Origin of the sequence: Aequorivita xiaoshiensis, assembly GCF_022008395.1 — a bacterium.
Classification (GTDB): domain Bacteria; phylum Bacteroidota; class Bacteroidia; order Flavobacteriales; family Flavobacteriaceae; genus Aequorivita; species Aequorivita xiaoshiensis.
Map to the genome: position 1 here is coordinate 132979 of NZ_JAIRBB010000007.1, position 13134 is coordinate 146112.

14 protein-coding genes and 1 other RNA gene are annotated in these 13134 nt (G+C 34.5%); 12 read left to right on the top strand and 3 right to left on the bottom strand.

Annotated elements, in window-relative coordinates:
* Window position 1: 1 nt before the first annotated feature.
* Complete coding sequence (locus tag K8344_RS09655; RefSeq protein WP_237608492.1) at window positions 2-1693, bottom strand: M23 family metallopeptidase; 1692 nt, start codon at window positions 1691-1693, stop codon at window positions 2-4.
* 535 nt (window positions 1694-2228) lie between these two features.
* On the opposite strand from K8344_RS09655, the gene K8344_RS09660 reads away from it, so the two are divergent.
* From K8344_RS09660 to rny, 4 genes are all read left to right on the top strand, one after another.
* The gene (locus K8344_RS09660; RefSeq protein WP_237608493.1) at window positions 2229-2519 is read left to right on the top strand and encodes a hypothetical protein; all 291 of its coding nucleotides are present in this window, start codon (window positions 2229-2231) and stop codon (window positions 2517-2519) included.
* A 7-nt stretch (window positions 2520-2526) separates the two neighbouring features.
* On the top strand, window positions 2527-2817 hold the full coding sequence (locus K8344_RS09665; RefSeq protein WP_139854891.1) for a cell division protein ZapA: 291 nt from the start codon (window positions 2527-2529) through the stop codon (window positions 2815-2817).
* A 52-nt stretch (window positions 2818-2869) separates the two neighbouring features.
* A non-coding RNA gene (gene ssrS / locus K8344_RS09670) (6S RNA) lies at window positions 2870-2978 on the top strand.
* 56 nt (window positions 2979-3034) lie between these two features.
* Complete coding sequence (gene rny, locus K8344_RS09675) at window positions 3035-4597, top strand: ribonuclease Y (protein WP_237608494.1); 1563 nt, start codon at window positions 3035-3037, stop codon at window positions 4595-4597.
* 71 nt (window positions 4598-4668) lie between these two features.
* Here rny and K8344_RS09680 read toward each other — a convergent pair whose 3' ends face one another.
* Complete coding sequence (locus K8344_RS09680; RefSeq protein WP_237608495.1) at window positions 4669-5616, bottom strand: aldo/keto reductase; 948 nt, start codon at window positions 5614-5616, stop codon at window positions 4669-4671.
* A 153-nt stretch (window positions 5617-5769) separates the two neighbouring features.
* Window positions 5770-6666, bottom strand: a complete 897-nt coding sequence (gene xerD, locus K8344_RS09685; protein WP_237608496.1) for a site-specific tyrosine recombinase XerD — start codon at window positions 6664-6666, stop codon at window positions 5770-5772.
* Between the two features lie 109 nt (window positions 6667-6775).
* Between xerD and K8344_RS09690 the strand changes: the two genes are divergently transcribed.
* From K8344_RS09690 to K8344_RS09725, 8 genes are all read left to right on the top strand, one after another.
* Window positions 6776-7330 carry a porin family protein gene (locus K8344_RS09690; RefSeq protein WP_237608497.1) on the top strand — a complete coding sequence of 185 codons (555 nt, stop codon included), beginning with the start codon at window positions 6776-6778 and terminating at the stop codon, window positions 7328-7330.
* Between the two features lie 197 nt (window positions 7331-7527).
* Window positions 7528-8100 carry a porin family protein gene (locus K8344_RS09695; RefSeq protein WP_237608498.1) on the top strand — a complete coding sequence of 191 codons (573 nt, stop codon included), beginning with the start codon at window positions 7528-7530 and terminating at the stop codon, window positions 8098-8100.
* 180 nt (window positions 8101-8280) lie between these two features.
* On the top strand, window positions 8281-8892 hold the full coding sequence (locus tag K8344_RS09700) for a porin family protein (RefSeq protein WP_237608499.1): 612 nt from the start codon (window positions 8281-8283) through the stop codon (window positions 8890-8892).
* A gap of 317 nt (window positions 8893-9209) precedes the next feature.
* On the top strand, window positions 9210-9782 hold the full coding sequence (locus tag K8344_RS09705; protein WP_237608500.1) for a porin family protein: 573 nt from the start codon (window positions 9210-9212) through the stop codon (window positions 9780-9782).
* A gap of 124 nt (window positions 9783-9906) precedes the next feature.
* Entirely contained in the window at window positions 9907-10488 is a 582-nt protein-coding gene (locus K8344_RS09710) for a porin family protein (RefSeq protein WP_237608501.1), read from the top strand.
* Window positions 10489-10540: 52 nt separating this feature from the next.
* Window positions 10541-11182, top strand: coding sequence for a porin family protein (locus K8344_RS09715; protein ID WP_237608502.1), 642 nt, complete (start codon window positions 10541-10543; stop codon window positions 11180-11182).
* 66 nt (window positions 11183-11248) lie between these two features.
* Complete coding sequence (gene aroQ, locus K8344_RS09720; protein ID WP_237608503.1) at window positions 11249-11674, top strand: type II 3-dehydroquinate dehydratase; 426 nt, start codon at window positions 11249-11251, stop codon at window positions 11672-11674.
* Between the two features lie 358 nt (window positions 11675-12032).
* The gene (locus tag K8344_RS09725) at window positions 12033-12911 is read left to right on the top strand and encodes a hypothetical protein (RefSeq protein WP_237608504.1); all 879 of its coding nucleotides are present in this window, start codon (window positions 12033-12035) and stop codon (window positions 12909-12911) included.
* Window positions 12912-13134: the final 223 nt, after the last annotated feature.

Consider the following 13134-nt stretch of genomic DNA (forward strand, 5'->3'; position numbering starts at 1 on the left):
ATTAGGGGTGTTTTCTGAAAAATTTTGCTTCAAATGTAGCACTATTTCCTACATTATCAATCACGATGAGTTTCAAATTATTTTCAGTTTCTAAGTTAACATTGTCATTAAAATTATAAATTAGAACGTCTTTTTTATAATCGTATTCTGTTAAAATATATTTTCCATTGATGGTAGCTCTATAGGAGCTAATACCACTTAAGTCATCTTTAATTTTAATTTTTAGAAAATTCTCATTGCTTATCCACTTGCCTTCTGAAAAATTAACAGGCTCTATCTCAGGTGGAATTGTGTCTGATGTAATGATGTACTTTCCAAATGTTCTTGTTTTGGCTACAAGTTTATCGCCGTTTCTACTAGTAGAAGTGTAATACGGTTTGCCCTTAGTATTTATTCTACCTAAATAAAGCTTGTCTTTGTCTTCTTCTCTATAAGCCGAAATATCTGCCGATAAGGTGATGTTGGTGTGAACAGGTACAATATCTTCGTGGAATATTAATGTATCTCCATCGGCGCGAATGTCTAAGTAAGTGTCTTCGTATAAACTATTCGCCGGAATATAAATGCTGAATTTACCCTTTGTAATTGAAGTAGCGTGATTGGCATTGATGTAATCGTCGGTAACTTTGTTTTTTTTCGGATCGAGGATGTCCATTTTAGCTCCTTCAATTGGAATTGTAACAAAAGTGGTGTTTCCTTTTAAGTCATTGATGCTAATGGTGTAAATTGAATGAAGACTATCTTTAACCACTACATAACCGTTATCGTCTTCGTAGGTAATTACACTTAAAGGATTATTCTTTTCTCTAAATAGCTTTTGAATTCTGCTTTTATTTGTCTCAAAGTATTCATAATCTATATACCTGTTAAGGTAGCGGGTTTCAGCAAATGAAAACTTATCGAAGGTAACTTCAAACTTTTCAGAACCATTAAAATTTGTTTGAATTCTATAACTACCATTTTTATTTGAAGCTCCATCAAATTGGTCGTAGGTAGTTACTCCAAACCCAATTTTGCCATAAGCTTTAATGCTTTCGGTTTTATAGGTGCCGTCTTTTTGCTTAATCAGTCTTAATTTAGTTCTATTTTGACTTTGATTTACGTGTCCATCTTCATCTATTGTATAAGCGAAAACCCCCATTAGTAACGGAGCTTTAGAGTCTGGAATATCGATACCAAAATGAAGAGGATTAATCGGTCTTTGCGAAGCATCGCGGATTTCATAATGTAAGTGTGGGCCGCCACTGCCTCCTGTATTTCCTGTATATGCAATTAAGTCTCCTTTTTTAACAGCTAAGAAATTTTTGTCAGGAAAAAGTTCAATTTCGAAAGATTCTTTTGCGTACTGTGTTTTCTTTACGAATTTTTCAATTTCTCCTGCATAGCTTCTTAAATGTCCATAAACAGTGGTGTAACCATTAGGATGTAAAATATATAGCGCTTTTCCATACCCGTAATGACTAACTTTAATTCTGCTTACATAACCATCTGCAGGGGCGTAAACTGGCTTCCCTTCGCGTTGTTGCGTTTTTATATCTAAACCGCTGTGGAAATGATTAGAACGAAGCTCTCCAAAACTTCCGGAGAGGATCATTTTTATATCCAATGGGTTTGAAAAATAATTTTTAGGAAAATTGTTTTGGGCATAAGTAAAGCTCCCGATAAGTAGGAGTAACGATAAAATTTTTTTCATAGTGTAAAAATAATAATACGTTAGGAATAAAAAAGGGACAACAACTTAATTAACGATATGTATGCTGATTCTATTTTAATCTATTATGTTGCTATAATTGTTTAAATCCGATTAATCTTTTACAAAATATCTCTTTATAGAAAGAATTTATGCGCTTAATCCAAATCTAAAATTTGATTGTTGTATATTTATAAAAGGTTAAAAACGAATGATTTAGGTGCGTCTTAGTGAAAAATCACTTTAAGAGTATCGTTTTGGGTTTTGAATTAGAATTTGCTGAGGGAAGTAGTCTGGGTGCTTATAATCGGTTTTAACTTAGGCTTTAAGAGTTTAATTGTTAATAACCTCTTGCTTAGAATTAGCATGGATCGCGAACTGCAATAGATTGATTATCAAAGATAGTGTTGCGAATTTCTTTCTGATACCACAAATATTTGGTTTATCAATATAGAATGCTGAAAAAATAACAGAAAACTGTTTGTGATTTAACAAGGGTATGCTAACTTTGTGAAAGAAGTATTGAACAAAAATTTTAATGAGTGATTTTTCTGAAATTGTTGATTCTCTTGAGAATAGAGTGGGTCAGTTGCTTAACAAGCATGAGAAATTAAAAACTGCCAATGCTCAATTGGAAGAAGAGATTATCAATTTAAAGTTAAAACAGCAGCAATTTGAACAAGAAATTGAGGCTTTAACCGAAAAAAACAATTCATTAAAACTCGCAAACTCAATGCTTGGCAGTGACCAACATAAACGAGAAACGAAACTCAAGATAAACGCTTTAGTTCGGGAAATAGATCAATGTATTGCCCAACTTTCCGAATAATATAACAATGTCAGAACAATTAAAAATAAAACTATCGATAGCAGACAGGGTATATCCCTTGACTATCAATCCTTCGCAGGAGGAGGGGTTGAGATTGGCGGCGAAGAAGATAGAAGAAATGATTAAGAAGTTCGAGCAAAGTTATGCCGTGCGTGACAAACAGGATGTGTTAGCAATGAGCGCCCTCCAGTTTGCTGCTCAGGTGGAGCAAAAACAAATAGATAGATCTAGTGAAACCAAGGAAGCAGAAGAAAGGCTAAGGGCTTTGAATCAAATCCTGGAGGAGCAACTATCGTAACGTTCTTTTAATTAAATAAGGTAACTGCCTACATTAATATTATTTTTGGTAAACTCAACACGAATTCTTTAAAAAAGGGTGAGTTAAAGTTGTAAAAGCGAGCCGTCTTCGAGCGGATGCTTGATCAGCTTGTTAGCCCTAAACATTTTTTTAAGGAGTTTATTCAAAACTAATGTATTGATGTAGGCTTTTTTTTTATATAAAAATCAACAAATAAATGGATATAGTAACTATAATAATTAGTGCCATCGTTGGGATAGCGATTGGTTTTTTTATTGCAAAAATACTGGAGAGAAATAACGCATCCCACGTGCTATCTAGAGCTAAAAAAAGTGCGGCAGCAATATTAAAAGAAGCAAAATCTGAGGCAGAAAGCATAAAAAAAGATAAAATATTACAAGCGAAAGAGAAGTTTTTAGAACTTAAAGCAGAACATGAGAAAGTAATATTAAGCCGTGATAAAAAGATTTCTGACACTGAAAAACGAGTACGTGATAAGGAGTCGCAAGTTTCTAGTGAACTAGCAAAATCAAAAAAATTAAACGCTGAACTTCAGTCAAAACAAAAAGAATTTGACGAAAGAATTTCAATTCTAGATAAAAAACAAAGCGAAGTTGATAGACTTCATCGCAGTCAAGTAGAGCAATTAGAGGTAATCAGCAGCTTATCTGCTGAAGAAGCTAAAGCTCAATTAATGGAAAGCCTAAAAGACGAAGCCAAAACTCAAGCTATGGCCTTTGTTCAAAACTCTGTTGAAGAGGCTAAGATGACGGCTCAACAAGAAGCAAAGAAAATCATTATTAATACTATTCAACGTATAGGAACAGAAGAAGCAGTAGAAAATTGCGTTTCTGTATTTAACCTAGAAAGCGACGATGTAAAAGGTAGAATTATTGGTCGTGAAGGTCGAAATATTCGTGCTATAGAGGCAGCTACTGGGGTTGAAATTATAGTAGATGATACTCCTGAGGCTATTATTCTGTCTTGTTTTGATTCCGTAAGAAGAGAAATTGCGCGTCTATCACTACATAAACTTGTAACCGACGGACGTATTCACCCTGCCCGTATTGAAGAGGTTGTTCAGAAAACAACCAAGCAAATAGAAGAGGAAATTATTGAAGTTGGTAAGCGTACAGTTATCGATTTAGGAATCCACGGTTTACATCCAGAGCTAATTAAGGCAGTGGGACGCATGAAGTATCGTTCGTCTTACGGGCAAAACCTGTTACATCACTCACGTGAAGTTGCAAAACTTTGTGGAGTAATGGCTGCAGAGCTTGGTTTAAATGCTAAACTTGCTAAAAGAGCTGGATTATTACACGATATAGGAAAGGTTCCCGAAACGGAAACAGAGATGCCTCACGCACTTTTAGGAATGCAATGGGCTGAGAAATACGGTGAAAAGCCTGAGGTTTGCAACGCTATAGGTGCTCACCATGATGAAATTGAAATGACAAGTTTACTATCTCCTATTGTTCAAGTGTGTGACGCCATTAGCGGGGCAAGACCTGGAGCAAGACGTCAAGTATTAGACTCTTACATTCAACGTTTAAAGGATTTAGAAGATATCGCCTTTGGTTTTGGAGGTGTTAATAAGGCCTACGCAATCCAAGCAGGGCGTGAGCTTCGTGTAATGGTTGAAAGTGAAAAGGTAAACGACGAAAAAGCTGCACAATTATCTTTTGAAATTTCACAAAAAATCCAAACGGATATGACGTATCCTGGACAAGTGAAAGTAACTGTTATCCGTGAAACACGATCAGTTAATATAGCGAAGTAAGCTAGTTTAACGATATATAAAATAAGCCGCAATGAAAATTGCGGCTTAATTTTTTTAATATCTATTACTTCCTATTCATCATACAGATTTGCATATCCCTTAGATTCTTCTTCAAAGAACTTTCCATTTATGTATCTATAATGGCGGTCTAATTTGGCAATTTTCTCCATATCAGAATCTCTGAGTTCCACATCTGCCGATTTAAAATTCGAAATTATATGATCTTTGGTTGTGGATTTTGGGATAGCAGCACAACCTCTGTGATTATGCCAAGCAATTAGTACTTGTGGAACAGTAGCGCTTCTATCCTTGGCAATTTCCTTTAAAACATCTATATCAAACATGTTCGGTTCGTCTTCGGCCTTCATTGCCGAAATACGATCTCCCGAACCTAGTGGTGAATAGGCTGTAAGCAAAATGTTTTCACTTTTACAATATTCCAATAAATCATTTTGCTGAAGCAGCGGGTGAAGTTCTACTTGATTCATTTCAGGTTTTATTGTTGCTTTAGAAATCAGGTCCTTTAACTTCTTAACACTAAAATTTGAAACTCCAATATGCTTTGCTAAACCGTTTTTCTTGGCGTCTTCCATTTGTTTCCAAGTCTCTATTAGTGGAGCTTCTTCTAGAGTAAGGTAATCACTCGGTTTCTTAGGAAATTCAACTCCATTTCTGAACGCAACTGGCCAATGGATTAAATATAAGTCTAGGTAATTCAATTGAAGTTTTTTAAGTGAATCTTGTAATGCTGGGATTACTTGGCCTTCTGCGTGAGCGTCGTTCCAGAGCTTGGAAGTAATGAATACATCTTCGCGAAATATTTTACCTTCTGCAAATATCTCGGCTAAGGCTTCTCCAATAATTGCTTCATTACCGTAATTTGCAGCGGTGTCTATATGTCTGTAACCTGCGTAAATAGCATCTTTTATCGCTTTTTTCAATTCATTTCCAGTTGATTTCCATGTTCCTAATCCAATGGCGTGCATAGTATCACCATTACTGAATTTTAATGTCTTCATATATATAAATTTTATCTTTTTAAGTTTCACTTTCAAAATACAAAAGGATTGTAGGAAAAGAAAAAAAATGGAGCTGTTTGGGAGTTTTTTAACCTTATGAACTCAGAAGCAAAAAGTGCTTTTGCAATTGAAATTTCCTCAAAATTTCAACCCCTACCTTCTAGGGTGAAATTTATTGATAACTTCAGTCAAGTGCTTTCTGTCAATATGAGTGTAGATTTCGGTAGTTGTAATGCTTTCGTGTCCTAGCATTTGTTGAATTGCACGTAAATCGGCCCCATTTTCTAAAAGGTGAGTGGCAAAGGAGTGCCTAAAAGTATGTGGACTAATGGTTTTTTTTAATCCAGCTTTTTCAGCTAAACGTTTTACAATGGTAAATATCATTGCCCGTGTAAGTTGCCTGCCGTGTTGGTTTAAAAAAAGCGTATCGGCATCTTTAGGGTCTATTTTATGATGAACTCGTACTTGTTTTTGGTAAATGGTTATATATTTTTCTGTGATAGGACTAATAGGAACTAAACGCTGTTTATCGCCTTTCCCCGTGACTTTTATAAAGCCTTCATCAAAATACAAATCGGATATTTTAAGGCTTGTTAATTCTGAAACACGAAGGCCGCAACCGTAAAGTGTTTCAATTATCGCGCGATTGCGCTCTCCCTGTTTAGAACTTAAGTCAATTGCATTTATAAGAGAGTCAATTTCTTCAATGGCCAATGTATCAGGAAGTTTTCTTCCTAGTTTTGGAGCTTCAATTAATTCTAAAGGATTAGTATTTCGATAATCTTCAAAAATTAAATACGTAAAAAAGCCTTTTAGACCTGAAATTAATCTGCTTTGTGAACGAGGGTTTATTGTTTTTGCTGTGTCATATATAAACTGCTGAAGTGTTTCTTCAGAAATAGAAACAGGAGAAGTCTTTATTTCATTATTTTCTAACCAGCGCGTTAGTTTCTTAACATCTAAGGAATAATTAATTATAGAATTATCTGAAAGTCCACGTTCCAACCGGAGGTAATTTTGATAATCTTTTAGAGTTTGTTGCCAGTTCATAGTGCTATATTACTACTAATTATAATAGTTAACAAAATTCTAAATATTTTAATATGTATAAGATTAAGGATAACTTGTCGTTTTAAATAAAAAATCAAAATCTTACACTATGAAGAAATTAATGATTGCGTTTTGCGCACTTTTTATGGGAGCAAATGCTTTTTCCCAGGGTCTTGACCTAGGGATTAAAGCTGGAGCTAACTTTGCGAATATCTCAGATGTTAATGATTTATCCAGTAAAACTGGTTTCCAAGCTGGTATTTTTGCTGGAATTAAATTTACCGACAAAGTTGGGATTCAGGCAGATGTTCTGTATTCACAACAAGGAGGGGAGTTTGATTATGGAAAATTCGACTTGAACTACGTAAACGTACCCATAGTATTGAAGTACTACTTAATACAAGGTTTAAATATTCAAGCAGGTCCGCAATTTGGGTTTATTTTGGATGACGATATTTATGTAGATGTTTTAGGAACAAATTCTATTGAAGCAAATGCTGAAAAAAGTGATGTTTCTGGAATTGTAGGAGCAGGATACGATTTCCCATTCGGAGTTCGTTTGGATGCTAGGTACAATTTTGGATTGTCTGATGTTTCAAAAACCGATGGTTTTGAAGGAAAAAACACAGTGTTTTCTCTTGCGCTAGGATACTCTTTCCTATAATATAAAATATAATTATAATATGTAAGCCATCCATTTCGGGTGGCTTTTTTATTACGGCTATTATTTTCGGTAAACAATTTAAAGCTCGAATACGGTATAACAATTTGTTGAAAACCATATTAACAATTAAAATAAAAGCAATTTAGATTGTTAGATATACTATATATTTGTTTTAGTTAAAACTAAACCGAATTAATATGAAAAAACTGATTGTTACAGTTATCATCTTATTTATTGGAGTGAATTCTTATTCACAAGAATTTGATCTTGGCGTTAAAGCAGGAATAAACTTCTCGAACGTTTATGGCCTCGATAAGCTTAATCTAGAATATACCGAAGGAATTGTTGTAGGCGTTTTTGCAGGTGTAAAATTTTCAGATAGAATTGGGTTGCAAGTCGATGCATTGTATTCTGAACAAGGAGCTAAATTTACCAGTAGTGGTAGCGGAAAGTTCGATCTAACGTATTTAAACGTACCTGTTGTTTTAAAGTATTACCTTGTAGATGATCAGCCACTTTATATACAAGTAGGCCCCCAGGTTGGATTTTTAATAAATGATGATCTAAGAACTGTTATTGATAATTCTAGTGTTAACGCAGCTGGAAATGATACCGATATTGCTGCTGTAATGGGTATGGGCTACGATTTCCCGTATGGAATTAGGCTTGAAGGTCGTTTTAATTTAGGAATTACAAGTATTACGGATTATCAGTTAGAAAGTGGGAGACATAAATATATATCCCTAACTATTGGTTATTCTTTTTTATAAGAAGAATTAAATATAACTATAACAAACCACCCATTCAGGGTGGTTTTTTTTATTGACTATAACTAGATTTCATAAAAACCGCTAAAGTTTGAAGGATTTCAGTTAAAAGAAAATTAAAAATTAGGATGTGAATTGCCTAATTTAAGACCTTTGTACCGTTAACTAAAAAAACAAATAAATATGAAAAAGTTATTTTTTATTGCAGCAACTATAATGTTATCAGTAACCGCTACACAAGCGCAAGAAGTGCGTTTAGGAGCAAAAGGTGGTGTTAACTTCGCAAATTTAGGTGGAGATATCGACGATGCTGATTCTAGAACAGGTTTCCATATTGGAGCTTTAGTAGAAATTCCAGTTACTGAAAGATTTTCAGTTCAGCCAGAGGTTTTATATTCTGCTCAAGGTGCTAAGTATGAAGAGAGCGGCACAGAGGCGGGTATTGACTATTTGTTCAAATCAGACCTTAAACTAGACTATATTCAGGTACCTGTAATGGCTAAATTTTATGTAGCTGAGGGATTTGCAATTGAAGCTGGTCCTCAAATTGGTTTTCTTGCATCTTCTAAAGCTGAATCTGAAAGCACAATTGGTGGAGTAACTGTAAAAGATGAAGGTGATATAGAAGATATCGCTAGTATAGATTTCGGTCTTGGGGCTGGAGTATCATATAGACTTCCAATGGGAGTTTTCTTTGGGGCACGTTATAACCATGGATTATCAAACATTAACGACTCTGGTGATGATAAAGTAAACAACAGTGTTTTCCAATTATCAGCAGGATACTCATTCTAATAACTTAGAATCTTATTAACACAATTGAAAACCACCCTTCTTGGGTGGTTTTTTTATATTACAAGAACACTATAAATTCAACACCTAAACAGCTAAAACCCTTATCTTATGTGGTTTATGGCACGTGTTTCCTTCTATTACCGAATTCTAACTGAAAACCTCCGAATTCTAAATAGGACTTGCTAAGCCTTAACTAGATATATAGGTTTGTGTAGATATTTTTGAAGAAGTGAAGTAATGTTGCATAGAAAAATGTCCATTGGAGTATCTTAAATTAAAAACATTAACTATTAATTTTTAAACTAAATCAATCAATTATGAAAAAAATTCTACTTTTTATCGCCGTAGTAGCATTAACCTGTACCACTGCTCAAGCTCAAGAAGTTCGCTTAGGTGCAAAACTAGGACTTAACGTAGCCTCTTTAGGAGGGGATAGTTATGGTGTTGGTAGCTTAGGGTCTAGAACAAGCTTCCATATAGGAGCGTTAGCTGAAATTCCATTAAAAGGAAAATTTGCCCTACAACCGGAATTACTTTATTCATCTGAAGGTTCAGATTGGAGTTGGGGACTAGGGGATAACGCGCTTAAATTAGATTACATACGTGTACCTGTATTGGCCAAATTTTATATAATCGAAGGCTTAAGTGCTGAAGCAGGGCCAGTATTTGGGGTGTTAGTTAATGCAAGTGATGATAGTGATGTGGATATAAAGGACTTGTATAAAAGTTTTGATGCAGCCATCGGAATTGGTGCGACTTACCGTTTAAATATGGGTGTTTTCTTTAGTTTGCGTTATAACAAAGGCTTATTAGATGTTAATGATGTGGATGATTATTCAGGTTCAAACCAAAGTAACGTATTCCAAGTATCAGCAGGATATTCTTTCTAACCAAATTATATATTTTTTTTGAAAGCAGGAAATTCATTTTCCTGCTTTTTTTTGTTTTATATAAATCATTTTTAAACTTAAGATTTTATGTGTAGATTACATTGTTATTTTTAAAATCTAACATATGAAAAAAACGTTACTACTTATCTTGCTATCAGTATTCACACTTGTAAACGCTGATGCTCAAGGATTAACTTTTGGTGCAAAAGCTGGGGTAAACTTATCGACTTTTACTGGAGATTCATTTACAGGATTCGATACACGGGTAGGGCTTCATATTGGGGGGTTAGCAGAAATTCCACTCACGGAAAAGTTTTCAGTGCAGCCAGAAGTACTTTATTCACAAAAAGGAAGCAAATTTTTTGGTTCGGAAACCCTCTTGAGTTACATCGATGTTCCTATATTGGCAAAATATCATATAATTCACGGACTTAGTGCAGAGCTAGGACCTGTTCCGAGTTTTCTTGTAGAAGCAGAATATACTACAAATGGATTAGAAAATAATGTTTCCGAGTATATAAGAACTTTCGACTTTGGAATTGGCGGCGGTGTAAGCTACCAACTACCTATGGGAGTCTTTTTTAGTATACGATTCACCAAAGGCTTGATGGAAATTAGGGAGTCTGGAAAGTACGATCCAAATGATGATTATAAGTTAAACGTTGATAACAATGTGTTTCAAGTATCTACGGGATATATATTCTAATTGTTATAATATAAATTTAAGCTCAACTCATTAATATTTTAAATGGAGTAATATGAAAAATAGTGTTTATTTATCAATTTTTCTCGTTTTTATGACCTTTACAATTCACGCACAATCTGAATTCAGGTTAGGGGTAAAGGGGGGAGTTAATTTTGCCAGTGTTGGAGGTGATTTTACCAATAATACAAGAGGAGTGTTTGAATATCATTTAGGGGGTTTAGCAGAATTTCCAGTTGTAACAAATTTAACTTTTCAGCCTGAACTTTTATTTTCTGCTCAAGGTTCTGAACATAATACTATGGCAACAGATGGTCCACGGATAATTACAAAACTTAATTACATTAACCTTCCGCTAATGGCAAAGTATTACCTGATAGATAATTTTAGCGTAATGGGAGGGCCACAGCTGGGGTATCTTGTTTCTGCTAAAAACGAAATTACCTCTTCCGGATTTTCAGGTAGATCTACTACTCAAGAAAACGATTTAAAAGACGATATAAGTAATTTCGATTTCGGACTTGGAATAGGTGCAGAATATCGATTAGATTTAGGAATATTTGTGCAGCTACGGTATGTAATTGGAATGTCTAATGTAAACGCTACTGAAGGTGTTGTTCTTGGCTACCATCGTACATCTTATGACGTTAAAAGTATCAATAACGTCTTGCAAATTTCTGCTGGGTATTCGTTTTAATTGCTGTTCACTTTGTTTTATGAACAAGAACTTATTGCTCTTTCTTTAATTTTCTATATTTACGGTATGAAAATAATCATTGTAAACGGACCTAACCTAAACTTGCTCGGAAATAGAGAAAACAATATTTATGGCGACCAGTCATTTACCGAATTTTTCAAAAGACTTGAAATGAAATTTTCAGATCATGAAATTTTTTATTTCCAGTCTAATATTGAAGGTGAAATAATTGATAAAATTCAAGAAGTGGGCTTCAGTTACAACGGTATTATTCTAAACGCGGCTGCTTACACTCATACTTCAGTAGGTATTGCCGATGCCGTAAGAGCAATTACAACTCCAGTAGTAGAAGTACATATTTCCAATACTTTTTCCAGAGAAGACTTTCGCCATAAAAGCTACATCTCCCCCCATGCTAAAGGAATAATAGTAGGTTTTGGACTGCAGAGCTATGAGCTAGCGATACAAAGTTTTTTGGAAGAAAAACTTTAGATGATAATTGACAGGTTTTGGCCTTTTAGAAATGGCTAAATAGATATACTTGGTATAACTAAATAAATTTGGGAACAGAAGTCTGAATCTTTAGTTGTGATGCTTGCGCCATGAACTTGTGGTCTTACTTTTGAAATGGTAGGCTAAGCTCACCCCTTCCAACTTTCAAATCGTTTTACGATTTGAAATCCACCTTCCCCTGAAATAGGGGAAGGAGCTTAATATGGTTTTTTAAATCTCACGCCTTAGTTTTTAAGTTTAGGTTAATCATTTTGTTTTATTGATTAGATTGTGAAAAGTATGATACTTTCGCGCGTTTTAAGCAAACATATTTGACGTCATGATCTATAACTTTACTATGAATAACAGAATGGTCTTAACTGTTATTTCAGCTTTTTTTATTTCAGTTTCTGCTTTTTCGCAAGTAGGGATTAACAATACAAATCCAACAACTACTCTCGATGTTAAGGGTGGAATTTCTTTAAGAGAAAGTGGAGCTCCACTTAAAATAAACGACGGTATAAATGAAAATATTGATTTAGGTGAAGTGCCTTATTCTCAATACCTCATTGAAGGCCCTACGGGTTCTTTTTCGATAAAGAGTATTAAACCAATTTCGGGAGCTGATGGTCAAATTGTACGATTGATAAATAGTACAAACTATGAAATGACAATAGTAAATGATAAAACGGCAAATCCTTTAAGAATTCTATGTCCAAATGAAAGTAATTTGAATTTAAAAGGGAAAAACTCATCTGTAACCTTACAGTATAGTAAATCTCTTAGAAAATGGACAGTTTTAGGATATGCTACAACAGAGAAACAGGTAACGAGAAAATTTCATGCCATTGGAATAAATGATATTGAACGAGAAAATAGTGGTTGGGGGAATTTTGATGATTTAGAAATAGAAATTACTCCGACTAACTCAACTATTTACTTAACGTTTTACGCTATAGGAGAACAAGAAAACAGCTCCATGGCCTTAGGACATACTGCTAAATTTCGAATCCTTGTAGATGGTATCCCAATTCCAAAACTAGAAATTAGAGCAATACAAAGTCAGGGTTTCTTTAATGCATCTCTACCCATGTACCCACTTGAGGTTACTCCCGGTAAAAAAATTATATTTAAAGTTCAATGGTCTAAAACAAGTGGGGCAGCCCATAATTTTCTTCGACTTCAAAATCATCCTTCCAATCCCGGGCATAGGAGATATCTTACGATAATAGACTAGGCTTAAGCGTGTAAATTGAAGTAGTGACCATATTAAAAAAGCGTCATAAAAAAGGGCCAGACTTTTAAGTCCGGCCCTGTTGATTATAACTTTTACATTTCGGAAATAGTAATCGATTTTTTAATTTTCATCTAGCATCTAGCATCTAGCATCTAGCATCTAGCATCTAGCATCTAGCATCTAGCATCTAGCATCTAGCATCTAGCATCTAGCATCTAGCATC